Origin of the sequence: Allobosea sp. FBZP-16 (genome assembly GCF_002831785.1) — a bacterium.
Classification (GTDB): domain Bacteria; phylum Pseudomonadota; class Alphaproteobacteria; order Rhizobiales; family Beijerinckiaceae; genus Allobosea; species Allobosea lupini.
The window spans coordinates 1-23,835 of sequence record NZ_LNCQ01000037.1; the positions used below are offsets into that span (position 1 = coordinate 1).

Below are 23,835 nucleotides of genomic sequence, written 5' to 3' on the forward strand. Positions count from 1 at the left end.
CCGCGACCCGCGGACCGCGGCTCGGCAAGGGCCTGCCGCGCCCGCTCGACGCCAAGGCCGCCGCGGCCGTGACCAAAGCCGACAGCCGCGCCGGCGAGGAGCGGCCCGACTGGGTTCTCGCGCGCGACGCCGCCGTGCTCTCCTTGCTCTATGGCAGCGGCCTGCGCATCTCCGAGGCGCTCGGCCTCAAGCGCTCGCAGGCACCGCTCAGCACCGCCGATGCGCTGACGGTGCTCGGCAAGGGCGGCAAGACCCGGATGGTGCCGGTGCTGCCGGTGGTGGTCGAATCGATCGGCGGTTATCTCGCGCAATGCCCGTGGCGGCTGGCGCCGGAGGGGCCGCTCTTCGTCGGCGTGAAAGGCGGGCCGCTCTCGCCGCGCATCATCCAGCTCGCGGTCGAGGGCCTGCGCGGCTCGCTCGGACTGCCGGGCAGCGCGACGCCGCATGCGCTGCGCCATTCCTTCGCCACCCACCTGCTCGGCCGCGGCGGCGACCTGCGCGCCATCCAGGAACTGCTTGGGCACGCTTCGCTCTCGACCACGCAGATCTACACCCGCATCGATTCAGTCCGCCTGCTCGCGGCTTATGATTCCGCCCATCCGCGCGCCCGGGGATAACCGCTTACCTTCGGTAAATTCGTCTTGATTCCGTCACGCGCACCGGGCATCAGGCGCGGCCTTTCCGGGGGGAATCACTGATGGCCTCAGTTGCACCAGACGTCACCGAAGACAACCAGCCGACCAGCAAGGTCAACAAGCGCATCGCGCTCCTGATCGGCATTCTCGCGCTCCTGCTCGCCTTCTCGGAGATCGGCGGCAAGAACGCCGAGCAGGACGCGCTCGCCAAGAACATCGAAGCCTCCAATCTCTGGGCCTTCTTCCAGGCCAAGACGATCCGCGGCACGACGCTGCGCACCGCCGCCGACGCGATGGAGGTCGAGCTCGCCGGCACCACCGACCCGGCCGTGCGCGAGCGCCTGCAGAAGCGCATAGACGGCTGGAAGGCGACGATCGCCCGCTATGAGTCCGAACCCGAGACCAATGAAGGCCGCAAGGAGCTGATCGTCCGCGCCAAGGCGGCCGAGGCCAAGCGTGACATCTCCAGCGCTCGCGACGACAAATACGACATCGTCTCGGGCCTGCTGCAGATCGCGATCGTGGTCTCGTCCGCGGCGATCATCACCGGCGTCGCCCTGCTTGCCTGGACCGGCGTCGGCCTCGGCGCGCTCGGGCTCGCGCTGATGATCATCGCCGAGGTCGCGCCGACCGCGCTGTTCTGATCAAGCCGAGGGCGCGGCACTCAGTAGTGGATCGCGCCCTTCGAGCCGCCGCCGCAGGCGATCGCGTCGCCATTGATCGCGACGCTGCGCGGCGAGGCCAGGAAGGCGACGATGTCGGCGACCTCGGCCATGTCGACCAGCCGGCCGATCGTGACATTGGCGGCCATGCGGCGCTCGACCTCTTCGGGCGCCAGCCCTGACGCCGCCACCCGTGCCGCGACCACGCCCGGCGTCTTCTCGGTCCGCGTCGTGCCGGGATGCACCACGGTGACGTTGATGCCCTGCGGGCCGAGCTCGTCGGCGAGGTTCTTGGTCAGCGCCGCCACCGCGACATTGCGGATCGAGCCGATGGTCGAGCCGGTCAGGCGCGCCGCCAGCCCGCTGATGTTGATGATACGGCCCCAGCCACCCGTCGCCATCACCGGCGCCGCCTCGCGGGCCATCCTGAGATAGCCCATCACCTTGACGTTGACGTCGTCGAAGAAGAGCGCGTCGGTGATCTCGGCGAGCTTGGGCGGCGTTGCCTGACCGCCGGGCTTGGCCGCGGCATTGACGAGGATGTCGAGCCCGCCCAGCGCCGCAACGGTGCCGGCGACCACCGCCTTCACCGAGGCATCGTCCTGCGTATCGACGGTCAGGCCGACGATGTTGCGGCCGGTCTCCTTCGCCAGCTCGGCCGCGGCGGCATCGAGCTCCGCCTGGTTGCGCGCCGCGATGACGACATCGACGCCTTCTAGCGCCAGCTGCCGCGCAATGGCACGGCCGATCCCCTTGCTGCCGCCCGTGACCAGAGCGCGCTTGCCGTTCAGCATCAGATCCATGGTGAGGTCCTCGAAGGCGGGATGGCGGGGCGCGTAGACTGCATCGGTCCCCGCAGTTTCGGGCGCATCCTGCGTGAGCCGCGCGAACTGGTCCAGCGCCCCTGTCACACCCCCGTTCTGCTTTGCCCGCGAAGGCGCTTGACCAACTCATATCTCTCTGGTTATGAATAAACCCATAGCCAACGGGTTATCGATTGTAATGCCAGACTCCCACGACATGCTGTTCAGGACGCTCGCCGACCCGACGCGGCGCGCCATCTTCGAGCGCCTGTGCCGTGATGGCGAGCTGACCGTCGGGGCGCTGACCGCGCAGGCCGGTGTGTCGCAGCCAGCCGTCTCCAAGCATCTCGGCGTGCTCAAGCAGGCCGGGCTTGTGCGTGACCGGCAGGCCGGCCGCCAGACCCATTACAGCGCCCAGCTCGGCGCGCTCAGACCGCTGATCGACTGGACCAGCCAGATGGCCGGGTTCTGGGAGGCGCGGTTCGACGACCTCGAAAATCTGCTGGCAAGGATGGACCAATGACCGCCGCCACACTGACCCGCTCCGTCACCGTCGAGCGCGAGATCGCCCATCCGCCGGAAAAGCTCTGGCGCGCGCTGACGCAGCCGCATTTGATCGCGGAATGGCTGATGAAGAACGATTTCGCGCCGGTCGTCGGCCATCGCTTCAACCTGCGCGGGGAATGGGGCGGCGTGCTCGATTGCGAGGTCCTCGACATCGAGCCGAACCGGATGCTGTCCTACACTTGGGATTTCGCCCATGACGATCCGGCCTTCAACCTGAAGAGCACGGTGACCTTCACCCTGACACCGACGCCCAAAGGCACATTGCTGCGCATGGAGCAGGCCGGCTTCCGGCCGGAGCAGAAGCAGGCCTTCGGCGGCGCCAAAGCCGGCTGGCAGGAGTTTCTCGGCAAGCTGGAAGAGTTGCTGGCGCGCGAAGCCTGAACACTCGCCCTGGCTCTCATCTCAAGAAGGAGGTTCCGTTGACCTGGAACAACGTCATCCGGCAGGGCCATCGTTGGCTCGCCCTCATCTTCACCGCGACGGTGATCGCCAATTTCGTCGCCATGGCGCTGGGGCAGCCGCCGGCCTGGATCGTCTATTCCCCGCTGCCGCCGCTGTTCCTGCTGATGTTCTCCGGCCTCACCATGTTCGCCCTGCCCTATGCCGCCAGCTGGCGCCAAGGGCGACGGGCGCAAGGCTAGGAGCCGAGCCGTGGCTGGCAAGACCACGAAAGCGGCGCCGAAGCCGGAAGCCGAAGCCTCGGCCTCGGAGCAGATCGACGCCCGGATCGCGGAACTGACGGACTGGCGCGGCGCGACGCTCGCGAGGGTCCGCGCCGTCATCCGGCAGGCCGATCCCGAGGTCGAGGAAACCTGGAAATGGCGCGGCGTCCCGGTCTGGGAGCATGCCGGCATCATCTGCACCGGCGAGACCTACAAGGCCGTGGTGAAATTGACCTTCGCCAAGGGCGCCGCGCTGCCCGATCCCGCGAGCCTGTTCAATTCCAGCCTCGACGGCAACACCAGGCGCGCCATCGACATCCACGAGGGCGCTGCGATCGACGAGGCTGCGCTGGCGGCACTCATCCAGGCTGCCGTTGCACTGAACACGGTCGGGAAGAAGCCGAAGAAGGCCTGAGAGACTCCCATTCACAGCCCTCATCCTGAGGAGGCCGCTTGAGCGGCCGTCTCGAAGGATGCTCCAGTTGTCTCCGGAGCCTCCTGGAGCATCCTTCGAGACGCGCTCCTGCGGAGCGCTCCTCAGGATGAGGCCTGTGGTTCCAGAACGGTTCAGCGAGCCGGCGGCGTCCGCGGCCAGTCCGGTCCCTGCCCCCGCAGCCTCTCCCAGGCCCGCGCCATCTGCAGCACACCGAGATCGTCGAAGCGCTTGCCGGTGATCTGCAGGCCGATCGGCAGGCCCGACGCCGCCATGCCGGCATGGACCGAGATCGCCGGCTGGTCCGACATGTTGGCCGCGACCGTGAAGACGATGTGCTCGAAGGGCCGCTCGGGATCGTGGGTCGGCGAGGCCAGTTCGGCGGCAAAGCTCGGCACCGGCGAGACCGGCGAGAGCACATAGTCGAAGGGCGCGATCGCCTTCAGCGCCGCATGGCGGATCGCCAGCATCTGGCTCATGCCGCGATGCACCTGCGCGCCGGTGAGCGAGCGACCGCGCTCGGCCCAAGAGTAGATATAGGGCAGCACCTTGTCCTGCCGCTCCCGCGGTAGCGAGCCGATTTCGGCCCAGGCGCGCTGGCGCCAGAAGTCGTCGAGCCCGTCGAGCATGTCCTGCGTCAGGAAGGGCGGAGCCAATTCGACGATTGCACCGACCCGCCGGAAGGCATCGGCCGCCTTGACGATCGCCGCCCGCACCTCCGGCTCGACCGGCAGGCCGATCCCGGCTTCGAGCTGGAGCCCAACCTTCAGCCCGCGCGGCTCGCGCTCCAGATCGGTCCAGGCGATCTCCTGCGGCGGCAGGCTCATCGGATCGCGCTCGTCAGGCTTGGAGAGTTCGCGCATCATCAGCGCCGCATCGGCGACCGTGCGCGTCATCGGCCCGGCGACGCGGCCGTAATAGGTCGGGTCGATCGGCACGCGGCCGAAGCTCGGCTTGAGGCCGACCAGCCCGCACCAGCCGGCCGGCAGGCGGATCGAGCCGCCGATATCGGTGCCGACATGGAAAGGACCGTAGCCGGCTGCGCCGGCGGCCGCCGCACCGGCCGAAGAACCGCCCGGGTTCTTCGTGAGATCGAACGGGTTGCGCGCCAATTCGTGAAAGCTCGACAGGCCGGAGGAGAGCATGCCGTAATCTGGCATCGTCGTCTTGGCGAAGATGACGCAGCCGGCCTCGCGCAGGCGCTGCGCCGGCGGCGCGTCCGCAGCAGCGGGGGCGAGCTCCATCGCCGCCGTCCCGAGCGGCACTGCCGTGCCCTTCGTCGCGATGTTCTCCTTGATCGTGCAAGGCACGCCGTCGAGCGCCAGCGCCTCGCCGCGGCGCCAGCGGCCCTCGCTTTCCTTCGCAGCGATACGTGCGCCCTCGGGATCATAGGCGTAGAGCGCCTTCAGCGCCGGCTCCCAGAGCGCGACGCGCTGGATCACCGCCTCCGTGACCTCGACCGGCGAGAGCTCACGCGAGCGGAAGGCCCGGAGCATGTCGACGGCGCTGAGATCGGCGAACTCGATCATGACTTGAACTCCGCAAGCATCGTCATATCAGTCCCGGGAACGGCGCATGCGCGGATCGACCGCGTCGCGCAACCCGTCGCCCAGCAAATTGAAGGCCAGCACCGAAAGCGCGATCGCCGCGCCGGGGAAGATTGCGAGCCAGGGCTGCGCCGCCATGAAGGTCTGCGCCTCGTTGAGCATCCGGCCCCAGGAGGGAGCCGGCGGCTGCGTGCCGAGGCCAAGATAGGACAGGCCGGCTTCGGCGAGGATGGCGAGCGCGAACTGGATCGTCGCCTGCACCACAAGCACGCCGGCGATATTGGGCAGGACGTGCTGGCGCGTGATCGCCATCTCCGTGAGCCCCGCAGCACGCGCCGCCAGCACATAGTCGAGCGCCCAGCATTGCAGCGCCGCCCCGCGCGCCAACCTGGCGAAATAGGGCAGGCTGAACAGCGCGATCGCGATCACCGCGTTCATCATGCCCGGGCCCCAGACCGCGCTGATCATGATCGCCGAGAGCACGGCCGGGAAGGCGTGGCTGAAATCGGCCATGCGCATGATCAGGTTGTCGAGCAGGCCGTCGCGCCGGATGGCGGCGATCAGCCCGAGCGCGCTGCCGACCGTCAAGCCGAGCCCGACCGCGCCCAGCCCCACCGCCAGCGAATTGCGAGCGCCGACCATGATCATCGAGAAAACGTCGCGGCCGAACTGGTCGGTGCCGAACCAGTGCTCGGCCGAGGGCGGCCGCAGGCGCTTCAGGATCGCCATCTGGGTCGGCTCGTAGGGCGTCCAGAGATAGGAAATCAGCGCCATCGCGACGACGAGCCCGCTGAGCAGCAGGCCGGTCAGGAAGGACGGCGAAGCCCACCAGCGCCGCGGGCGCGAACGTGGCGCGACGACGCTCATGACGCCTGCCGCAGGCGCGGGTCGATCAGCCCGTAGAGCAATTCGATCGCGAAGTTGATGAAGACGACCAGGCCTGAGAACAGCATCACCAGGTCCTTGACCACGATCAGGTCGTGCTGGGCGATCGACTGGAAGACGAGGCGCCCCAGCCCCGGGAGGGCGAAGACGTTCTCGATGATGATCGCGCCGGCCAGCAGCACCGAGAACTGCAGGCCCAGCACGGTGACGACCGGGATCAGCGCATTGCGCAGCACATGCCGCAGCATGGTGCGCCGCCGGCTGACGCCCTTGGCGCGGGCGGTGCGGACATAATCCTCCTGCATCGTCTCCAGCATGGCCGAGCGGGTGACGCGGGCGAGGATCGCCGCCTGCGGCAAAGCAAGCGCGACAGCCGGCAGCAGCAGCGATTTCAGCGCCGGTACGAGCCCGGCCTGCCAGCCCGGAAAGCCGCCGGCCGGCAGCCAGCCGGCGCCGACGGCGAAGACCAGCACGAGCAGGAGGCCGAACCAGAAATTCGGGATGGCGAGCCCGGCCTGCGCGAAAACCATCACCGCCGCATCGCCGGCGCGGTTGTGATTGGCCGCGGCGAGCGCGCCTAGCGGGATGCCGATGGCGGAAGCGAGCAGGATCGCCATCGAGGCGAGCGGCAGCGTCACCACCATGCGCTCGCCGATCAGTTGCGTCACCGGCACGCGATAAGTGTAGCTGAGACCGAGATCGCCGGTGACGAGGCCGCCGATCCAGGAGAAGAACCGCAGCAAGGCCGGCTGATCGAGCCCCATCTCCGCCCGCAATGCCGCAAGCGCCTCCGGCGCCGCATTGAGTCCGAGCGTCACCGCTGCCGGATCGCCCGGCAGGATCTCCAGCACGAGGAAGATGACGATCGCCGCGCCGAGCAGGGTTGCGGCGAAGGAGAGGAGGCGACGGAGCAGGTAGGCGGTCATCAGTTGCTCCGCTGGCTCTGACCGAGCGAGGCGACGCGAAACGGATTTGAGATACGCGGGGAACCCTTCTCCCGTGTGGGAGAAGGGTAGGGATGAGGGCCTGCCCTATCAGTAGATGGAGCAACGGCCACGCTCCGTTTGTCGATCGGCGGCGGTCCCTCCCCCCTGCCCCTCTCCCATCGGGGAGAGGGGTTCCCCGCGGATGTCCCGGTCGTCCTCGCGAAACCGCCTACCGCCACTTCACCTCCGCCAGCGGCGTCAGCGGCAGCGGCCAGTCGGTCCACATGCCCTCCAGATCGGCCCTGGTCACGGTGATCTTCGGCAGGATGAACAGGAAGCCGTTGACGGCATCGCGCGCCAGCATGCGCTGGGCGTCGCCATAGAGTTTGTTGCGCTCGGCCTCGTCGACAGTGCGGTCGATCGTCTCGATCAGCGCCTTGAACTCGGGATTCCTGTACTGGAAGTAATAGTCGTCGCGGGCGTAGTTGGCGATGTCGAGCGGCTCGGTATGCGAGATGATCGTCAGGTCGAAATCCCTGTTCTTGAACACCCGTTCCAGCCATTGCGGGAACTCCAGCGGCTCGATCTTGGCGGTGATGCCGATCTGGGCCAGCAGCGCAGCAATGATCTCGCCGCCGCGCCTGGCATAGGCCGGCGGCGGCAAACGCAGCGTGCATTCGAAGCCCCTCGGGAAGCCGGCCGCCGCGAGCAGGGCCTTCGCCTTGGCGAGATCGACCGGGTAGGTGCCGGTCAGGTCGACATAGGCCGGATGCAGCGGCGAGAAATGGCTGCCGATATAGTCGAGATCGAAGCCGTAGATACCGAGCGCGATCGTCTTGCGGTCGAGGACATGCGAGATTGCCTGGCGCACCCGGATATCGCTGAAAGGGGCCTTCGCGTTGTTGATCGCGAGGATGGTCTCGCCCTCGGTCTTGCCGAGCGTGACCTTGAGCTTCGGATCGGCCTTGAGCTGCGGGATCGCTTCCGGCGCCGAGAGATTGGTGAAGACGTCGATGTCTCCCGCACGTAGCGCCGCGACCTGCGCCTGCGGATCGGAGATGAAGCGGAAGACCGCCTTGGCGAGCGAAGGCTTGGCGCCCCAGTACTCGTCGTTGCGCGCCAGTTCGAGCCGGTCGCCGCGGTTCCAGCGCGCGAACTTGAACGGGCCGGTGCCGACCGGGTTGGTCTTGTTGTTCGCTGCCGTTGTCGGCGAGACGATGATCGCATCGCCCCATGCGAGCCCATAGACGAAGTTCGCCGTCGGTTGCTTCAGCTTGATGATGACGGTGATCGGATCGGGCGCCTCGATGCTCTCGATCGGCGTGAAGATCCAGCGCTGCGCATTGGTCGAGTCGGGCGCGACCGCGCGCTCGAACGAGAACTTCACGTCGCGCGAAGACAGCGGCGTGCTGTCGTGGAAGCGGGCGTTCGGCCTGAGCTTGAAGGTGTAGGTGAGATTGTCGGGCGCGAGCGTCCAGCTCTGCGCCAGCGCAGGTACGAGCTTGCCGGTGCGGTCCATCGCCACCAGCCCCTCGAAGATGTTCTGCAGCACGACCTCGCGGATCGCCTGCGCCGCGCCCGAGGTCGGATCGAGCGTCGGAGGCTCAAGCGTCATGCCGATGGTGACGCTGTCTCTGGCCTGCGCGAGCGCGGCGAACGGAAGCTGGGTTGCGAGCGCGGCGAGGCCCGCTCCCGCCAGAAGATCGCGCCGCGTCGTCATCGTCCGCCTCCATCGTTGTTGCGGCGCAGGATGGCGCGGGAGGCAAGCGGGAGGCAAGAGCGGGCATGCCCACCAGCCCTCATCCTGAGGAGCAGCCGTTAGGCTGCGTCTCGAAGGATGATCCAGGAGGCTCGTGAACCATCTGGAGCATCCTTCGAGACGCCGCTACGCGGCTCTTCAGGACGAGGGCTCACGAAGACTGCCCTAGACGAAATAATCCGGATAGCTCGCCTTGAGGTGCACCAGGTCGGGCAGCAGCGTCCCCAAATGCTGGCGCATCGCGACGACCGCGGCCGAGGCATCGTGCCGCCTGATCTCGTCGAGGATGGCGAGGTGCTCGCGGATCACCATCGCCATCCGCCCCGGCACCGGCAGCGTCATCCGCCGGCAGCGATCGATCTGGCTCTTGGCTGCCTGGGCCAGCTTCCAGACGCCGGGATAGCCGGCGATGTCGGCGAGAGCCTCGTGGAAATCCTCGTCGGCGAGGTGGAAGCGCTCCTGATCATCGGCCTCATGCGATTCGTGCAGCACGGCGATCGTCGCATCGAGCCGGGCGATGTCCTCGGCGGTGGCCGTGCGCGCCAGCACCTCGACCGTGGCGCATTCCAGCGCCTGGCGGATGAACACCGCCTCGGGGATCGCTCCCACCGGGATGCGGGCGACGAAGGTGCCGGCCTGCGGGAAGATCTCGACCAGCCCCTCCTCCTTCAGCCGAATCAAGGCCTCGCGCACCGGGGTACGGCTCATGCCGAAGCGGGCGGTCAGGTCCTTCTCGGACAGCGGCACACCGGGCCGGAGCACCATGTCGAGGATCTCGCGGCGAAGCTCGTCCTGCACGACGGAGGCGGCCGTGGCGCGGCCCGCCGACGCTCCGGCCAGACGCTGCGGCTTGCGCTCGCGGCGCGAGCCTCCAGTCTCGCCTATCCCTAACGCCTCCGACATCGTCCTATCCCGGCCATGATCACCGCCTTATTGGACCACGATGCGCGCTCTGCGGCCAATCAGGACGTAACACGGCCAGGCGGCGCATACTAGTATATTAGTATATTGACATCACCAGCGCCGGCCCTATGGTCCGGCCGACAGAGGAAACGCCAGCGATGCTGCTGCACGACGATCGCCTTTTGCCTGCCGAGCCGGTGACGCGCGGCATTGCGCGCCGCCTCTATGCCGGCGTCCGCGACCTGCCGATCATCTCGCCGCATGGCCACACCGACCCGCGCTGGTTCGCCGAGGACAAGCCGTTCCCCGATCCGGCGACGCTGTTCGTCAAGCCGGACCACTACATCTTCCGCATGCTCTATTCGCAGGGCATCAAGCTCGAACAGCTCGGCATCGCCCGCAAGGATGGCGGCGAGATCGAGGGCGACCCGCGCCAGATCTGGCGGCTCTTCGCCAGCAACTGGCACCTGTTCCGGGGCACGCCGACGCGGCTCTGGTTCGAGCACGCCGCCTTCTCGATCTTCGGCATCACCGAACGCCTCTCGGCCGAGAGCGCCGACCGCATCTATGATCGCATCGCCGAGCAGCTGGAGCAGGACGCGATGCGCCCGCGCGCTCTGTTCGAGCGCTTCAAGATCGAGGCGATCGCCACGACCGAAGGCGCGCTCGACCCGCTGAAATGGCACGACATGATCCGGGATTCCGGCTGGGGCGGCAAGGTTGTCACCGCCTACCGTCCCGACAGCGTCGTCGACCCCGAATTCGAGGGTTTCAGGGACAATCTCGACCAGTTCGGCGAACTGACCGGCGAGGATGTCGGGAGCTGGACCGGCTATCTCGAAGCCCATCGCAAGCGCCGCGGCTATTTCATCGAGCGCGGCGCGACCTCCTCCGACCATGGCCACGCCACGGCCCGCACCGCCAACCTGACCACGGCCGAGTGCGAAAAACTCTTCGGCAAGATTCTGAAGGGCAAGTTCTCGGCCGAGGATGCCGACGTCTTCCGCGGCCAGATGCTGACCGAGATGGCGAAGATGAGCCTCGATGACGGGCTCGTCCTGCAGATCCACCCCGGCTCCTATCGCAACCACAACCCGCATCTGTTCGAGCAGTTCGGCCGCGACATGGGCTCCGACATCCCACGCGGCATGGACTATGTCTCGGCGCTGAAGCCGCTGCTCGACGCGGTCGGCAATGAGCGTGGCCTCACCGTCATCGCCTTCACCCTCGACGAGACCAGCTATTCGCGCGAGCTCGCCCCGCTCGCCGGCCATTACCCGGCGCTGAAGCTCGGACCGGGCTGGTGGTTCCTCGACGCGCCCGAGGCGATGCTGCGCTTCCGCGAGCTCACCACCGAGACCGCCGGCTTCTATAACACCGTCGGCTTCAACGACGACACGCGCGCCTATCTCTCGATCCCCGCGCGCCACGACGTCGCCCGCCGGATGGACTGCCACTACCTCGCCAGGCTCGTCGCCGAGCACCGCCTCGACGAGGACGAGGCTGCCGAAGTCGCCCACGATCTCGCCTACCGCCTGGCCAAGGAGGCCTACCGGCTGTGACCAGCGCCACCAGGACCATCGACGAACGCCAGGCCGCGCATCCCCGTGATGTGCGCGGCTACGACACCGAGACGCTGCGCCAGGATTTCCTGATCGAGCGCATCTTCGTGCCGGGCGAGGTCGCACTGACCTACAGCCATTACGACCGCATGATCGTCGGCGGCGCGATGCCGGCGGCCAAGCCGCTGACGCTCGATCCGTTCCCGCCGACCGGCACGCCCTTCTTCCTGGCACGCCGCGAGCTCGGCGTGATCAATCTCGGCGGCGCCGGCTCGGTCAGCGTCGACGGCGAACGCTTCGAGCTGCCGTCCCTTGACGCGCTCTATGTCGGGCTCGGGGCAAAGGAGGTGTCTTTCGCCAGCACCGACCCGGCCAACCCCGCCAAGTTCTACCTGACCAGCGCCCCGGCCCATCGCGAGGCCAGGCATCAGCTCATCCGCAAGGACGACGCCAACACCATCCATCTCGGCTCGCCCGAGACCTCGAACAAGCGCACCATCCGGCAATACATCATGCCGAACTCGACCGGCACCAACCAGCTGGTGATGGGCATGACGGCGCTGGAGCCGGGCTCGGTCTGGAACTCCATGCCCTGCCACACCCATACGCGGCGGATGGAGGCCTATCTCTACTTCAACCTCGACCCCGCCCACCGCGTCTTCCACTTCATGGGCGAGCCGCAGCAGACCCGCCACCTCCTCGTCGCCAACGAGCAGGCGGTGATCTCGCCGAACTGGTCGATCCATTGCGGCTGCGGCACCTCGAACTATTCTTTCGTCTGGGCCATGGCCGGCGATAATGTCGAGTTCACCGACATGGACGCCGCCCCGGTGGAGACACTGCGCTGATGGCGACGACTTCGCCCTTCTCGCTGGACGGCCGCACGGCGCTAGTGACTGGCGCCAATACCGGCATCGGCCAGGGTATCGCGGTGGCGCTCGCCGAGGCTGGTGCGAAGGTCGTCGCGGCTGGACGCTCGAGCATGGCCGAGACGGAGAAGCTCATCGCGGAGGCGGGTGGGATCTGCTTCGCGCTGCAGGTCGATCTCCAGCAGCAGGGCATTGCAGCACGGGTTATCGAGCAGGCCGCGGAACTGGCCGGCCCGCTCGACATCCTCGTCAACAATGCCGGCATCATCCGCCGGGCCGACGCGCTCGATTTCAGCGAGAGCGACTGGGACGAGGTGATGAACCTCAATCTCAAGGCCAATTTCTTCCTGGCCCAGGCCTTCGCCAAGGCCGCGCTCTCCGCCGGACGCACCGGGCGCATCGTCAACATCGCCTCGCTGCTCTCCTTCCAGGGCGGCATCCGCGTTGCCTCCTATACGGCGAGCAAGAGCGGGCTGGCTGGGCTGACCCGGCTGCTCGCTTGCGAATGGGCGGCCAAGGGCATCAATGTCAACGCGATTGCCCCCGGCTATGTCGAGAGCAACAATACCGAGGCGCTCCGTGCCGATCCCGACCGCAACGCCGCGATCCTCGCGCGCATCCCGGCCGGCCGCTGGGGCAGGCCGTCCGATATCGGCGGCGCGGCGGTGTTCCTGGCGAGCGATGCCGCGGCCTACATCCATGGCGCGATCCTTCCCGTCGACGGAGGCTGGCTGGCCCGATGAGCGACCGTCTCAACTCCTTCTTCCAGCACGACGCTGACATCGCCTGGGAGCCGACCGAGCCCGGCGTAAAGCGCAAGATCATGGCCTATGGGCCGGATCTAATGGTGGTGCGCGTCGCCTTCGAGCAGGGCGCGGTCGGCAAGGCCCACCAGCATCCGCACCGCCAGGCTTCTTATGTCGAGAGCGGCGTCTTCGACGTCACCATCGACGGCAAGACCAGCCGGCTTGTTGCGGGCGATACCTTCTTTGTGCCCGAGAACCTCGTCCACGGCGTCGTCAACGTCGAGGCCGGGCAATTGATCGATTCCTTCACACCGATGCGGACGGAATTTCTGTGAGAGATCGCCGCGCCGGCCGTGCCGGCGTGGCTCCCGTCAGGGGACAAGAACGACCGGAATAAGCCGGCGATTTTATTGGGGAGAGGACAAGACCATGCTCAATCGACGGAGTTTCTCCGCGCTCGCCGGCGTCGCCTTCGCCGCGTTGCTTTCGACCTCGGCTCAGGCGCAAAACGTCACCCTGCGCTCGACCGACATCCACCCGACCGACTATCCGACGGTCGAGGCCGTCCGCCATATGAGCAAGCTGCTCGATGAGCGCACGCAGGGCCGCATCAAGATCAACGTCTTCCACTCGGCCCAGCTCGGCCAGGAGAAGGACACGATCGACCAGACGCGCTTCGGCGTCATCGACATCAACCGCATCAACATGGCGCCGTTCAACAACCTGATCCCGGCGACCAACGTGCCGTCCCTGCCCTTCATCTTCCGCTCGGTCGACCACATGCGGAAGGTCATGGACGGGCCGATCGGCGACAATCTCCTGAAGGACTTCGAGAAGCACGACCTGATCGGCCTCGCCTTCTACGATTCCGGCTCGCGCTCCTTCTATAACTCCAAGAAGGCGATCAACAGCCCGGCCGACATGAAGGGCATGAAGATCCGCGTGCAGCAGTCCGATATGTTCGTCGCGCTGGTCTCGGCGCTCGGCGCCAACGCCACGCCGATGCCGTTCGGCGAGGTCTATTCGGCCCTGCAGACCGGCGTCATCGACGGCGCCGAGAACAACTGGCCGTCCTATGAATCGACCCGGCATTTCGAGGTCTCGAAGTTCTATTCGGTGACCGAGCACTCGCTCTCGCCAGAGGTGCTGGTGATGTCGAAGAGGAGCTTCGACAAGTTCAATGCCGCCGACCAGGCGCTGATCAAGGCCGCCGCCAAGGAATCCGTCGCCAAGATGCGCGAGCTCTGGGACGCGCGCGAAAAGGCCTCGGAAGCCAAGGTCAAGGCCGGCGGCGCGCAGATCAACACTGTCGAGAAGCAGCCCTTCATCGACGCGATGAAGCCGGTCTACGACAAGTTCGTCACCGACGCGAAGCTCAAGGACATGGTCGCCGCGATCCAGGCGGTGAAGTGAGCTGAACGACGGGGCGGCTTTCGGGCCGCCCCGTTTTCCAAAGCCCTCATCCTGAGGAGCGATCGCAGATCGCGTCTCGAAGGATGCTCCAGTTGGTTCCGGAGCCTCCTGGAGCATCCATCGAGACGCCGCTCCGCGGCTCCTCAGGATGAGGGCTGAGCACAAGCAACCGACATCAGTCTCGGACATCCCATGCACGCCTTCACCGCGTCTCTCACGCGCCTCGGCGCCAAGCTCAGCCTCTACGCCCTGTTCGCCGCCGGCGCCGGTCTCGTCCTGATGACGATCATGGTCGCCTGGGGCGTTTTCGGCCGCTATGTCCTCAACGACACGCCGATCTGGGTCGAGGCCGGCTCGCTCTTCCTGATGTCCTGGTTCATCCTGCTCGGCGCCGCCGTCGGCGTGCGCGAGAGCGATCATCTCGGCTTCGAGGTCGGGCTCGCCATGTCGCCGCCGCCCCTGCGCGCCGCTCTGATCCTGATCGGCGAGGGCCTCGTCTGCGCTTTCGGCATCGCCATGCTCGTCTATGGCAGCCAGCTCGCCGCCGGCACCTGGAGTGACCGCATGCCGATCATCGGCATCTCGCGCGGCTGGGACTATGTCCCGATCGCCGCCGGCGGCGCGCTGATCGCCCTCTTTGCGTTTGAGAAGATGCTGCTCTTCGTCACCGGCGAGAAGCAGGCCCCGCTCGGCTTCGGCCATTTCGGCTCCGAGCAGGAGGTCTGAACCATGGAACTCTGGGTTCTCTTCGGCACCTTCTCGCTGCTGCTGCTGATCGGCGTGCCCGTCGCCTTCTGCCTCGGCATCGCCTCGGTCGCGACCGTCGCCTATATGGGCCTGCCGCCGGTCGTCGTCTTCCAGCAGATGAATTCCGGCATGAATGCCTTCGCCATGATGGCGATCCCGTTCTTCATCTATGCCGGCGACCTGATGATCCGCGGTGGCATCGCCGAGCGCCTGATCCAGATGGCGGCGAGCCTGGTCGGCCATCTGCGCGGCGGCCTCGGCCAGGTCAATGTCGTCACCTGCACGCTGTTCGGCGGCATCTCCGGCTCGGCGGTGGCCGATGCCTCCGCCGTCGGCGGCCTGATGATCCCCCAGATGAAGAAGCGCGGCTATGACGCCGACTACGCCGTCAACGTCACCGCGAACGCGGCGATCATCGCGCTGCTGATCCCGCCCTCGCACAACATGATCATCTATTCGCTCTCGGCGGGCGGCAATCTCTCGATCGCCGATCTCTTCACCGCCGGCGTCGTTCCTGGCCTGCTGCTTTGCGGCGCGCTGATGGTCGCTGCCTGGGCGGTCGCGGTAAAGCGCGGCTATCCGCGCGAGGCCTTCCCCGGCTTCGCCGCTGTCGGGCGCTATGTCGTGCTCGCTTTGCCCGGCATCCTGCTGATCGGCATCATCTTCGGCGGTGTCCGCTCCGGCGTCTTCACCGCGACCGAATCCTCCTGCGTCGCTGTGGTCTACGCCATCCTCGTCACCATCCTGGTCTATCGCCAGCTGACCTGGACGGCCTTCGTCGAGGCGACGCTCGGCGCGGTCCGCACCACCGCCATGGTGCTGCTGGTGATCGGCGCCGCCGGCTCCTTCGGCTGGCTGATGGCCTTCTTGCAGGTGCCGCAGGCGACGATCGCGGCGATGAAGGCGGTCTCCGACAACCCGCTCGTCATCCTCCTGATGATCAACATCATCCTGCTGGTGCTCGGCACCTTCATGGACATGGCGCCGATGATCATCATCTGCACGCCGATCTTCCTGCCTGTGGTCAAGGCCTTCGGCGTCGACCCGATCCATTTCGGCGTGATCCTGATCCTCAATGCCGGCATCGGCCTCAATACCCCGCCGGTCGGCTCGGTGCAGTTCGTCGCCTGCGCCATCGGGCGGATCTCGATCGGCGAATCCATGCGCACGATCTGGCCGTTCTACGGCGCCTCTGTTGCCGTGCTGCTGCTGGTGACCTATGTGCCCGGCATCTCCCTCTGGCTGCCGAGGCTGTTCCATTGACCCGTCTGTCCTCCGCCACCCTTGCCTCGCTCCCGGCCGCCGTCAGGCGTCCGAGCTATGATCGGAGCAAGCTCCAGCCGGGCATCGTCCATCTCGGCCTCGGCGCCTTCACCCGCGCCCATCTCTGCGAATTCACCGACGACGCGCTTGAGCGGGAGTTCGGCGCCTGGGGCATCGTCGGCGCCAGCCTGCAACGTCCCGACCAGCGCGATAGGCTGAAACCGCAGGACGGGCTTTACACCTTCCTGAAGCGCGCTCCCGCCGGGCCGGAGCTGCGCGTCATCGGCTCGGTGCTCGACGTGCTCGTCGCGCCCGAGAACCCGCAGGCGCTCGTGGCGAAGCTCGCCGCCCCGGAGACGAAGATCGTCTCGCTCACCGTCACCGAGAAGGGCTATTGCCACGATCCGGCAACGGGCAAGCTCAAGGCCGACCATCCCGACATCGTCCACGACCTCGCCAATCCCGCTGCGCCGCGCTCGGCCGTCGGCCTGATCGTCGCAGGTCTCGCCGCCCGCAAGGCCGCGGGTCTTGGCCCGTTCACTGCGCTCTGCTGTGACAATCTTCCCTCGAACGGCCATGTCCTGGCCGGTCTCATCAGGGACTTCGCCGCCCTGCGCGACAACAAGCTCGCCGCCTGGATCGAAGCCAACGGCGCCTTCCCCTCGACCATGGTCGACCGGATCGTGCCGGCGACCACCGAGGCCGATATCGCCGAGGTCGCTGGCCTGCTCGGCCTCGACGATGCCGCACCGGTGATCGGCGAGCCCTTCCGGCAATGGGCGGTGGAGGACGTGTTTGCCGCCGGCCGGCCACGCTGGGATGCGGTCGGTGCGCAGATGGTCTCCGAGGTCGCGCCGTTCGAGTTCATGAAGCTGCGCATGCTCAACGGCGCGCATTCGAGCCTGGCCTATCTCGGCTATCTCGCCGGTCACGAGACGGTCGCAGAGGCCAGCCGTGATCCGGTCTTCGCGCGCTTCCTGCAAGGCCTGTGGAACGAGATCATTCCGACCGTGCCTGCTCCGCAGGGCGTCGACCTCAAGACCTATGCCGGTGACCTGCTCGCCCGCTTCCAGAACCCGGCAATCAGGCACCGCACCTGGCAGATCGCCATGGACGGCTCGCAAAAGCTGCCTCAGCGCCTGCTCGGCACCATCCGCGAGCGGCTGAAGGCCGGCGCGCCGATCGATCACCTTGCCCTCGGCGTCGCCGCCTGGATGTCCTATGTCACCGGCACCGACGAGACGGGCGCTGAAATCGATGTGCGCGACCCGCTTGCCGGTGAATTCGCGATCCGCGCCAAGGCGCTCGGCCGCGATGCCGTGGCGCTGAGCACGGCCCTGTTCGGCATTGGCGCGATCTTCGGCGAGGACCTGCCGCGCGAGGAGCGCTTCACGCAGGCCGTGGCCGGCCATCTCGACAGCCTGTTCCAGAAGGGCGCGAAGGCGACGGCCGCGGCGCTGGGGTGAATGACGTGCGTCATGCTCGGGCCTGACCCGAGCATCGCAGGCTGGAGGAGGCTCCGATCGGCGCCACCTCGTCAGGAGATTCTCGGGCCTGCGCTTCGCTCCGCCCGAGAATGACGCACTTGGTCCCCCTTGATCCCCGCCCCGCCCTGACGCCAGATACAGGCGATGTTCGCCCGCTTCGCCAACGCCCTGGCCACCAGTGCCCTCGCCGCATTGCTGCTCCTGCCCTCAGCGGAAGCGAAGGCCCAGGCGCAGCCGGCCGCAACCTATGTGGTGCCGAACTACTGGGACCCGAATGTCAGGGTCGAGCGGCCCGATCCCGGCCCGCCGCGCGTGATCCGCTTCCTGACCGACGACGATTTCCCGCCGATGCATTTCGCCACGCCGGAAGGCGGCGTCACCGGATTCTCCGTCGAGCTCGCACGAGCCGTCTGCGAGAAGCTGATGTTGAGCTGCACCATCCAGGCGCGCCGCTTCGACACCTTGCTGGATTCCCTCGCCGAGGGACGCGGCGACGTGCTCGCCGCCGCCATCCCGGTCACTGTCGAACTGCGCACCCGCTTCGCCGCCAGCCAGATCTATCACCGCTCGCCCGCAAGGCTGCTGACGACGCGGGGCAATGCCCGTGCGGACCTCGAACTGGGGAGCTTGCGCGGCACCCGCGTCGCCGTGGTCGCGAGCACCGCGCATGAGGCCTTCCTCGAGCGCCTCGCCCCGTTCATCCAGCGCCGAACAGCACCCGACCTGCAGGCGGCCCTTGCCATGCTACGCAGCGGCGATGCCGAATATGTCTTCGGAGACGGGGTCTCGCTGGCGCTGAGCATCGCCGGCCGTGGCGGCAACGAATTCGCCTTCGCCGGCGGCCCCTATCTCGAAGCGCGCTATTTCGGCGAGGGCGTCGGCTTCCTGCTGCGCAAGGACGATCTCGCGCTGAAGCGGGCGATCGACTACGCGCTGCAAGGCCTCTGGGACGACGGCACCTATGCCAGGCTGTTCATCCGGTTTTTCCCGGTCAGCCCGTTCTGATCATCCCTGGCGGGCTGGCTCGGCTTGGCGAGGCGCCCTTCCTCGGCCTTGTAGAAATACTGCGATGCGACCAGCCAACCTTTGAGCGGCCGCAGGGGCGGGATGCAGGTCAGCAGCACCAGCGGCAAGGTCGTGACCAGATGCACCCAGGTCGGCGGCTGGTAGCTCAGCTCCAGCCAGAGCGGGAAGGCGACCGCCGGCACGCAGACGAACATCATCACGAAGAAGGCCGGGCCATCCGCCGGATCGGCGAAGGAATAGTCGAGCCCGCAGGCCTCGCAACGCGGCTTTAGCGTCAGAAATCCGTCGAAGAGCTGTCCTTCACCGCAGCGCGGGCAGCGGCCGCGCAGGCCGGTCTTGAGCGGAGACAGCGCCGGCCAATGCTGATGTGCCATGTCGTCCTCCTGACGGTGAAGCAACGAAATTGACTGCATTCACCAGAGATTGACAGCCACATAATCCCGATATTGATTGCAGTCAATATTCATGCGTATGCAGCACTGTCGCACCCTATGCATTGGGCACAGTCCCGATCCGATCAGAGCGCTCGGACACTCGCTTCCGGAGCCTGCTCCAGTGCGTGCGCCATGAAGGCGAGCGCATCGCCCAGCGCCTTTCGGCCGATTGGCCCTCCCAGGCAGATGCGGGCAGCTTCCGGCGCCGGCCCTTTCGCGGTGAAGGCATCGCTGGCGACGATGCCGATTCCGGTCGCCTGCATCTGCCCGACGAAGGCGGCCCGGGTCCATGGCTGCGGCAGCTCCAGCCAGAGATTGAAGCTGAGCGGATCGGCGCGGCTCGAGCCCGCCGGCAGGATTTCGGCGGCGAGTCGCTGCCGCGCCGCCGTCTCCGCCCTGACGAAGGCAAGCAGCGCATCGGCGCTGCCGTCCTCGATCCAATGCGTCGCAAGCGCCGCGGTCAGGGGCGAGGCCATGATGCTGCTGGCCCGCAGCGCGGCGGCGAAGGACCAGCCGGAACGGAGATCCGGCACCACGACATAGGCGAGCCGCAAGCCGGCCCCAAGGCATTTCGACAGGCCCGCAATGTGCCAGGTCAGCTCCGGCGCCAGCGCTGCGAAGGGAGCGGGCGCATCGGGCGGCAGGAAGCCATAGGCATCGTCCTCGATGATCGCTACGCCATGCCGGCGGGCGATCGCTGCGATCTCCCCGCGTCGCCGTTCCGGCATGGTGATCGTCGTCGGGTTCTGCAACACGGGATTGAGATAGAGCGCCTTCGGCTTCAGGCGGCCGCAAGCCTCGGCAAAGGCGTCGGGGTCGAGACCGTCGCCATCCATGGCAAGCCCGGTCAGGGACAGGCCGAGCTGGGCGCAGATCGAGCGGATGCCGGGATAGGTCAGCGCCTCGCACATCACCGCATCGCCCGGCCTGGCGAGAGCGCTCAGGATCGCCAGCAGCGCCGCATTCGCGCCCGGCACAACGAAGAGCTGTTCAGGGGCGGGGGCAAGCCCGCGCCGTCCGAGCCAGAGCCCAGCAGCAGCCTTGTCGGCTGGCGAGCCACCGAGCGGCTGATAGCGCAGCAGACTGACCAGTCGCTCACTGACCTCGACCATGCCCTGCCGCAGCCGGGCGACCAGTGCCGGATCGTCGGGCTCCGGCGGCAAGGTCATCGAGAGGTCGACAAGCTCCGGCGCGGATACGCGCGGTATCGAGTCTCTGTCCGGCGCCACGGCTTTCGTCGGCACCGCCTTGACGAAGGTGCCCTGCCCGACCCTCGACTCGACCAGGCCGCGCCGCTGCGCCTCAACATAGCCGCGCGCCACGGTGGTGAAGTCGACGGCGAGCGCCTCGGCCAGCCGACGCTGCGGCGGCAGCCTGTCACCCGCCGACAGCGCTCCCGCGGCGATGTCGGCAGCGATGCGGTCTGCGATGGCGAGATAGCGCGGCTTGTCGCTCTGGGTCAGATCCGGGAGCCAATCCATCGATGCGATCCGTAACGAGGCGAAGCACTGAATGGATTGACTGTATATTGTTGCGCAGCCGCGCTGTCACTAGCGAGAGCGCTCCGACTTCGATCGTCACTGCGAGCGAAGCGAAGCAATTCAGAAGGGCGTAGAGTTCTGGGGCCCCTGGGATTGCTGCGTCGCTTTCGCTCCTCGCAATGACGGGAGAGGTCGACCGCCTCTCAGCCGACGATCTCGCCCCTGAACGCCCAGCGCGTCATCCGGCGCTCGACCAGCGCGCAGGCGGCGTACATCAGCACGCCCATGATCGCGATGGCGAAGAGGCCGGCGAAGGTCGTGGCGGAATCGTTGCGGGCGCCGGCCGAGAGCATCAGGAAGCCGATGCCGCGATTGCCGCCGACCGTCTCGGAGATCACCGAGCCGATGAAGGCGAGCGTCACCGCAACCTTCAGGCTGGCGAAGAGATAGGGCATGGCGCGCGGCACGCCGACCTTGGTCAGGATCTCCCATTGGCTGGCGCCGAGCGAACGCATCACGTCGCGCATCTCAGGCTCGATCGTGGCGAGGCCGGTCGCGACGTTCACCACGATCGGGAAGAAGGAGATGACGAAGGCGGTGATGATCGCCGGCAAGGCGCCGACGCCGAGCCAGATCATCAGGATCGGCACGATCGCGACCTTGGGCACCGCGTTGAAGGCGATCAGCAGCGGGTAGAGCCCGGAATAGACGAAGGGCGAGGCACCGACGGCAAGGCCGAGCAGAACGCCGAAGCCGATCGCCAGCACGAAGCCGATCGCCGTCGTCCACAAGGTCTCCAGGCAGTATCGCAGCAGGATGTCCCAGCGCTGGATCATCACCTCGAAGATGCGGGAGGGCTTCGGCGCCAGGATCTCCGGCACGTCGAAGACGATGCAGGCGAGTTCCCAGAGCAGCAGCAGGCCCGCCATGGCGAGCCAGGGCATGGCAACGAGCAGGATCTGCCTCTGCCGATCAGTCATGACCTTGGTCCTGCCGGGGCCGCATCACGCATGCTCCATATGGATGCGTTCGCGCAGATCGTGGACGATGTCGACGAACTCGGCGGTGAAGGTCGTCTCCAGCGTGCGCGGGCGCGGCAGCTCGATCTTGCTGATCTTGACGATCCGTCCGGGCCGGCGGCTCATCACATAGACGGTGTCGGCGAGATAGACCGCCTCGCGCAGGTCGTGCGTCACCAGCACGGCGGTGAAGCGGCGCTCCAGCCAGAGCGCCTGCATCACGCCCCAGAGCTCCTCGCGGGTGAAGGCGTCGAGCGCGCCGAAGGGCTCGTCGAGCATCAGGATCTCGGGCTCGTGCACCAGCGCCCGGCACAGGCTGGAGCGCTGCTGCATGCCGCCGGAGAGCTGCCAGGGAAACTTGTCGCCGAAGCCGCCGAGGCCGACCGAGGCGAGCAGCTTTTCCACTCGTTCGACGTATTCGCCCTTGTTCGCCCGGAAGCGGCGCTTGTGCGGCTCGACCACTTCGAGCGGCAGGAGGATGTTGTCGCGCGTCGTGCGCCAAGGCATCAGCGTCGGCGCCTGGAAGGCCATGCCGACGCCGCGGATCGGGCCCTTGACCGGCTGGCCGTGGACGCGGACCTCGCCGCCGCTCGGCGGCAGCAGCCCGGTGACCAGCTTCATCAGCGTGGACTTGCCGCAGCCGGAGGGGCCGACCACGGCGATGAACTCGCCCTTGGCGATGTCGAGCGTCGCATCCTCCAGCGCCAGCATGCGCGAAGGCCCGCTGCCATAGGCGAGGCTGACCTTGCGCAGTTCGACGAGAGGGCTGTCGGTGGAAGCCGGCATGGAGGGCGTCATTCTCGGGCTTGTCCCGAGAATCTCAGGACCAGGAGTCTCCAGGAGATGGTCGGGTCGAGCCCGACCATGACGGCTGAGATCAACGCCTCAAGGCGCGACCATGCGCTCCGCCTTGGGCGGCAGGAACTTGTTGGTGAACACCTTGTCGGGTGCCGGCGCGGCCGGCAGGCCGAAGGCGTCGGCAACGTCGGTGACCGAGCGGGCAAAGCGCGCCGGGTCGACATCGCCCATGCCGTTCTCCTTCACGAAGGGCGTCAGCACATTCATCTTCAGCGACAGGTCGAGGCGCTCGGTCTCGAGCTTCTCGTCGATCAGCGGGTCGCGCTTCTTGGCGGCGGCGATACCGAGAGCCGGATTGGCGGCGACCTCCTTCCAGGCCTTGGCCGTGGCGCGCAGGAAGCCCTTCACTACCTCAGGCTTCTCGGCGAGGGCCGGCGAGACGATGATGCCGTTGCCGTATACGTCCATCTTGTAGTCGGAGTAATTGAAGGAGACGATGTCCTCCTGCTTCACACCGCGCGCCTTGAGGTCGAGCACCGAGGAGAAGAAGTGCCCGCTGATGAAGTCGACCGTGCCCTGCACCATCGACTGCTCGCGCAATTGCGGCGTCAGGTTGACGTGATTGACACTCTTGGCATCGATGCCGACCTTCTTGGCGAAGGCGGGAAAGAGCCGGAACGAAGCGTCGAATACCGGCGCGCCCAGCTTCTTGCCGGCGAGATCGGCCGGCTTGGTGATGCCGGTTTTCTTCAGCGTGTGCACGCCGAAGGGCGGGAAGTCATAGGCCATGAAGACGCAGAGGATCTCCTTGCCGGCGTTCTTGGCGTTGTACTCGATCAGCGAGTTCACATCGGCGAAGCCGATATCGTAGGCGCCGGTGGCGACGCGCTGGACCGCGCCGGCCGAACCCTGGCCGGGATCCATCGTCACGTCCAGCCCCTCGGCCTTGTAGTAGCCCTTCTCCAGCGCGACCAGGAACGGCGAGGTCGGCCCCTGGAACACCCAGTCGAGCGTGAACTTGACCGCGGTCTGCGCCTTCGCCGGCGACATCGCCCCCAGTGCCAGCGCAGCCGCGCCGGCGAGCGCGACGCGGCGGCTGAGCGCCCACGCCAAACCCTTGCCGGCCCGCTGCGAGCCGGAATGCCCCCACTTCACCTCACGAACCATCGAAGCCGACCCCTGCTTATGTTGTACGACGACGCTAACGG

26 protein-coding genes are annotated in these 23,835 nt (G+C 67.1%); 15 read left to right on the plus strand and 11 right to left on the minus strand.

What is annotated here, in order from left to right; all coding sequences use genetic code 11:
• Together CXY91_RS19885 and CXY91_RS19890 are read left to right on the plus strand one after the other, a co-directional pair.
• Positions 1 to 617, plus strand: a 617-nt coding sequence (locus CXY91_RS19885) for a tyrosine-type recombinase/integrase (protein WP_100962944.1), incomplete at its 5' end; no start/stop codon positions are given.
• Between the two features lie 80 nt (positions 618 to 697).
• Positions 698 to 1,279, plus strand: a complete 582-nt coding sequence (locus CXY91_RS19890) for a DUF4337 domain-containing protein (RefSeq protein ID WP_100962945.1) — start codon at positions 698 to 700, stop codon at positions 1,277 to 1,279.
• Positions 1,280 to 1,299: 20 nt separating this feature from the next.
• Here CXY91_RS19890 and CXY91_RS19895 read toward each other — a convergent pair whose 3' ends face one another.
• Complete coding sequence (locus CXY91_RS19895; RefSeq protein WP_248307566.1) at positions 1,300 to 2,208, minus strand: SDR family NAD(P)-dependent oxidoreductase; 909 nt, start codon at positions 2,206 to 2,208, stop codon at positions 1,300 to 1,302.
• Between the two features lie 91 nt (positions 2,209 to 2,299).
• Here CXY91_RS19895 and CXY91_RS19900 point away from each other — a divergent pair, with 91 nt between their 5' ends.
• The 4 genes from CXY91_RS19900 to CXY91_RS19915 are packed head-to-tail and all read left to right on the plus strand — an operon-like array spanning position 2,300 to position 3,744.
• The gene (locus tag CXY91_RS19900) at positions 2,300 to 2,623 is read left to right on the plus strand and encodes an ArsR/SmtB family transcription factor (protein ID WP_100962946.1); all 324 of its coding nucleotides are present in this window, start codon (positions 2,300 to 2,302) and stop codon (positions 2,621 to 2,623) included.
• Positions 2,620 to 3,048, plus strand: a complete 429-nt coding sequence (locus tag CXY91_RS19905) for an SRPBCC family protein (RefSeq protein WP_100962947.1) — start codon at positions 2,620 to 2,622, stop codon at positions 3,046 to 3,048. Before CXY91_RS19900 ends, CXY91_RS19905 begins: the two co-directional genes overlap by 4 nt.
• 38 nt (positions 3,049 to 3,086) lie before the next feature.
• Positions 3,087 to 3,308 (plus strand): hypothetical protein, encoded by a 222-nt coding sequence (locus CXY91_RS19910; RefSeq protein WP_167561650.1) that lies wholly within the window; start codon positions 3,087 to 3,089, stop codon positions 3,306 to 3,308.
• Positions 3,268 to 3,744 (plus strand): DUF1801 domain-containing protein, encoded by a 477-nt coding sequence (locus CXY91_RS19915; protein ID WP_100962948.1) that lies wholly within the window; start codon positions 3,268 to 3,270, stop codon positions 3,742 to 3,744. Before CXY91_RS19910 ends, CXY91_RS19915 begins: the two co-directional genes overlap by 41 nt.
• Before the next feature lie 152 nt (positions 3,745 to 3,896).
• Here CXY91_RS19915 and CXY91_RS19920 read toward each other — a convergent pair whose 3' ends face one another.
• From CXY91_RS19920 to CXY91_RS19940, 5 genes are all read right to left on the minus strand, one after another.
• Complete coding sequence (locus tag CXY91_RS19920) at positions 3,897 to 5,291, minus strand: amidase (protein WP_100962949.1); 1,395 nt, start codon at positions 5,289 to 5,291, stop codon at positions 3,897 to 3,899.
• 27 nt (positions 5,292 to 5,318) lie between these two features.
• Positions 5,319 to 6,176 (minus strand): ABC transporter permease, encoded by an 858-nt coding sequence (locus CXY91_RS19925; RefSeq protein ID WP_100962950.1) that lies wholly within the window; start codon positions 6,174 to 6,176, stop codon positions 5,319 to 5,321.
• Positions 6,173 to 7,120, minus strand: a complete 948-nt coding sequence (locus CXY91_RS19930; RefSeq protein WP_100962951.1) for an ABC transporter permease — start codon at positions 7,118 to 7,120, stop codon at positions 6,173 to 6,175. Before CXY91_RS19930 ends, CXY91_RS19925 begins: the two co-directional genes overlap by 4 nt.
• A 229-nt stretch (positions 7,121 to 7,349) precedes the next feature.
• Positions 7,350 to 8,840: an ABC transporter substrate-binding protein gene (locus tag CXY91_RS19935; protein ID WP_100962952.1), complete on the minus strand. Its 1,491-nt coding sequence runs from the start codon at positions 8,838 to 8,840 to the stop codon at positions 7,350 to 7,352.
• A gap of 204 nt (positions 8,841 to 9,044) precedes the next feature.
• Positions 9,045 to 9,782 carry a GntR family transcriptional regulator gene (locus CXY91_RS19940; protein ID WP_100962953.1) on the minus strand — a complete coding sequence of 246 codons (738 nt, stop codon included), beginning with the start codon at positions 9,780 to 9,782 and terminating at the stop codon, positions 9,045 to 9,047.
• Positions 9,783 to 9,940: 158 nt separating this feature from the next.
• On the opposite strand from CXY91_RS19940, the gene uxaC reads away from it, so the two are divergent.
• From uxaC to CXY91_RS19985, 9 genes are all read left to right on the plus strand, one after another.
• Positions 9,941 to 11,344: a glucuronate isomerase gene (uxaC, locus tag CXY91_RS19945; RefSeq protein WP_100962954.1), complete on the plus strand. Its 1,404-nt coding sequence runs from the start codon at positions 9,941 to 9,943 to the stop codon at positions 11,342 to 11,344.
• Positions 11,341 to 12,192: a 5-dehydro-4-deoxy-D-glucuronate isomerase gene (kduI, locus tag CXY91_RS19950; RefSeq protein ID WP_248307568.1), complete on the plus strand. Its 852-nt coding sequence runs from the start codon at positions 11,341 to 11,343 to the stop codon at positions 12,190 to 12,192. The genes uxaC and kduI overlap by 4 nt, the downstream gene beginning before the upstream one ends.
• Positions 12,192 to 12,956, plus strand: a complete 765-nt coding sequence (kduD, locus tag CXY91_RS19955; protein WP_100962955.1) for a 2-dehydro-3-deoxy-D-gluconate 5-dehydrogenase KduD — start codon at positions 12,192 to 12,194, stop codon at positions 12,954 to 12,956. The genes kduI and kduD overlap by 1 nt, the downstream gene beginning before the upstream one ends.
• The gene (locus CXY91_RS19960; RefSeq protein ID WP_100962956.1) at positions 12,953 to 13,294 is read left to right on the plus strand and encodes a cupin domain-containing protein; all 342 of its coding nucleotides are present in this window, start codon (positions 12,953 to 12,955) and stop codon (positions 13,292 to 13,294) included. Before kduD ends, CXY91_RS19960 begins: the two co-directional genes overlap by 4 nt.
• A gap of 94 nt (positions 13,295 to 13,388) precedes the next feature.
• Positions 13,389 to 14,372 (plus strand): TRAP transporter substrate-binding protein, encoded by a 984-nt coding sequence (locus tag CXY91_RS19965; protein ID WP_091836278.1) that lies wholly within the window; start codon positions 13,389 to 13,391, stop codon positions 14,370 to 14,372.
• Between the two features lie 192 nt (positions 14,373 to 14,564).
• Positions 14,565 to 15,098: a TRAP transporter small permease gene (locus CXY91_RS19970; RefSeq protein ID WP_091836280.1), complete on the plus strand. Its 534-nt coding sequence runs from the start codon at positions 14,565 to 14,567 to the stop codon at positions 15,096 to 15,098.
• A gap of 3 nt (positions 15,099 to 15,101) precedes the next feature.
• Positions 15,102 to 16,382, plus strand: coding sequence for a TRAP transporter large permease (locus tag CXY91_RS19975; RefSeq protein WP_100962957.1), 1,281 nt, complete (start codon positions 15,102 to 15,104; stop codon positions 16,380 to 16,382).
• On the plus strand, positions 16,379 to 17,848 hold the full coding sequence (locus tag CXY91_RS19980; protein WP_100962958.1) for a mannitol dehydrogenase family protein: 1,470 nt from the start codon (positions 16,379 to 16,381) through the stop codon (positions 17,846 to 17,848). The genes CXY91_RS19975 and CXY91_RS19980 overlap by 4 nt, the downstream gene beginning before the upstream one ends.
• A gap of 165 nt (positions 17,849 to 18,013) precedes the next feature.
• On the plus strand, positions 18,014 to 18,874 hold the full coding sequence (locus tag CXY91_RS19985; RefSeq protein ID WP_100962959.1) for a transporter substrate-binding domain-containing protein: 861 nt from the start codon (positions 18,014 to 18,016) through the stop codon (positions 18,872 to 18,874).
• Here the strand turns inward: CXY91_RS19985 and CXY91_RS19990 are convergent.
• The 5 genes from CXY91_RS19990 to CXY91_RS20010 all read right to left on the minus strand — a co-directional run bounded on the left by CXY91_RS19990 (position 18,829) and on the right by CXY91_RS20010 (position 23,794).
• Positions 18,829 to 19,269, minus strand: coding sequence for a DUF983 domain-containing protein (locus CXY91_RS19990; RefSeq protein ID WP_091836288.1), 441 nt, complete (start codon positions 19,267 to 19,269; stop codon positions 18,829 to 18,831). The genes CXY91_RS19985 and CXY91_RS19990 overlap by 46 nt on opposite strands.
• Positions 19,270 to 19,412: 143 nt before the next feature.
• Positions 19,413 to 20,810, minus strand: coding sequence for an aminotransferase-like domain-containing protein (locus CXY91_RS19995; RefSeq protein ID WP_100962960.1), 1,398 nt, complete (start codon positions 20,808 to 20,810; stop codon positions 19,413 to 19,415).
• Positions 20,811 to 21,013: 203 nt separating this feature from the next.
• Positions 21,014 to 21,790: an ABC transporter permease gene (locus CXY91_RS20000; RefSeq protein WP_100962961.1), complete on the minus strand. Its 777-nt coding sequence runs from the start codon at positions 21,788 to 21,790 to the stop codon at positions 21,014 to 21,016.
• A gap of 24 nt (positions 21,791 to 21,814) precedes the next feature.
• Positions 21,815 to 22,615 carry an ABC transporter ATP-binding protein gene (locus CXY91_RS20005; protein ID WP_100962976.1) on the minus strand — a complete coding sequence of 267 codons (801 nt, stop codon included), beginning with the start codon at positions 22,613 to 22,615 and terminating at the stop codon, positions 21,815 to 21,817.
• A gap of 99 nt (positions 22,616 to 22,714) precedes the next feature.
• Positions 22,715 to 23,794: an ABC transporter substrate-binding protein gene (locus CXY91_RS20010; protein WP_100962962.1), complete on the minus strand. Its 1,080-nt coding sequence runs from the start codon at positions 23,792 to 23,794 to the stop codon at positions 22,715 to 22,717.
• Between the last annotated feature and the right edge of the window lie 41 nt (positions 23,795 to 23,835).

Excerpts from the sequence above, each read along its gene's own strand:
- CXY91_RS19890 (WP_100962945.1), top strand. The coding sequence starts at position 698 with ATGGCCTCAGTTGCACCAGACGTCACCGAAGACAACCAGCCGACCAGC.
- CXY91_RS19900 (WP_100962946.1), top strand. The coding sequence starts at position 2,300 with ATGCCAGACTCCCACGACATGCTGTTCAGGACGCTCGCCGACCCGACG.
- CXY91_RS19905 (WP_100962947.1), top strand. The coding sequence starts at position 2,620 with ATGACCGCCGCCACACTGACCCGCTCCGTCACCGTCGAGCGCGAGATC.
- CXY91_RS19915 (WP_100962948.1), top strand. The coding sequence starts at position 3,268 with ATGCCGCCAGCTGGCGCCAAGGGCGACGGGCGCAAGGCTAGGAGCCGA.
- CXY91_RS19920 (WP_100962949.1), bottom strand. The coding sequence starts at position 5,291 with ATGATCGAGTTCGCCGATCTCAGCGCCGTCGACATGCTCCGGGCCTTC.
- CXY91_RS19925 (WP_100962950.1), bottom strand. The coding sequence starts at position 6,176 with ATGAGCGTCGTCGCGCCACGTTCGCGCCCGCGGCGCTGGTGGGCTTCG.
- CXY91_RS19930 (WP_100962951.1), bottom strand. The coding sequence starts at position 7,120 with ATGACCGCCTACCTGCTCCGTCGCCTCCTCTCCTTCGCCGCAACCCTG.
- CXY91_RS19935 (WP_100962952.1), bottom strand. The coding sequence starts at position 8,840 with ATGACGACGCGGCGCGATCTTCTGGCGGGAGCGGGCCTCGCCGCGCTC.
- CXY91_RS19940 (WP_100962953.1), bottom strand. The coding sequence starts at position 9,782 with ATGTCGGAGGCGTTAGGGATAGGCGAGACTGGAGGCTCGCGCCGCGAG.
- uxaC (WP_100962954.1), top strand. The coding sequence starts at position 9,941 with ATGCTGCTGCACGACGATCGCCTTTTGCCTGCCGAGCCGGTGACGCGC.
- kduD (WP_100962955.1), top strand. The coding sequence starts at position 12,192 with ATGGCGACGACTTCGCCCTTCTCGCTGGACGGCCGCACGGCGCTAGTG.
- CXY91_RS19960 (WP_100962956.1), top strand. The coding sequence starts at position 12,953 with ATGAGCGACCGTCTCAACTCCTTCTTCCAGCACGACGCTGACATCGCC.
- CXY91_RS19965 (WP_091836278.1), top strand. The coding sequence starts at position 13,389 with ATGCTCAATCGACGGAGTTTCTCCGCGCTCGCCGGCGTCGCCTTCGCC.
- CXY91_RS19970 (WP_091836280.1), top strand. The coding sequence starts at position 14,565 with ATGCACGCCTTCACCGCGTCTCTCACGCGCCTCGGCGCCAAGCTCAGC.
- CXY91_RS19975 (WP_100962957.1), top strand. The coding sequence starts at position 15,102 with ATGGAACTCTGGGTTCTCTTCGGCACCTTCTCGCTGCTGCTGCTGATC.
- CXY91_RS19985 (WP_100962959.1), top strand. The coding sequence starts at position 18,014 with ATGTTCGCCCGCTTCGCCAACGCCCTGGCCACCAGTGCCCTCGCCGCA.
- CXY91_RS19990 (WP_091836288.1), bottom strand. The coding sequence starts at position 19,269 with ATGGCACATCAGCATTGGCCGGCGCTGTCTCCGCTCAAGACCGGCCTG.
- CXY91_RS19995 (WP_100962960.1), bottom strand. The coding sequence starts at position 20,810 with ATGGATTGGCTCCCGGATCTGACCCAGAGCGACAAGCCGCGCTATCTC.
- CXY91_RS20000 (WP_100962961.1), bottom strand. The coding sequence starts at position 21,790 with ATGACTGATCGGCAGAGGCAGATCCTGCTCGTTGCCATGCCCTGGCTC.
- CXY91_RS20005 (WP_100962976.1), bottom strand. The coding sequence starts at position 22,615 with ATGCCGGCTTCCACCGACAGCCCTCTCGTCGAACTGCGCAAGGTCAGC.
- CXY91_RS20010 (WP_100962962.1), bottom strand. The coding sequence starts at position 23,794 with ATGGTTCGTGAGGTGAAGTGGGGGCATTCCGGCTCGCAGCGGGCCGGC.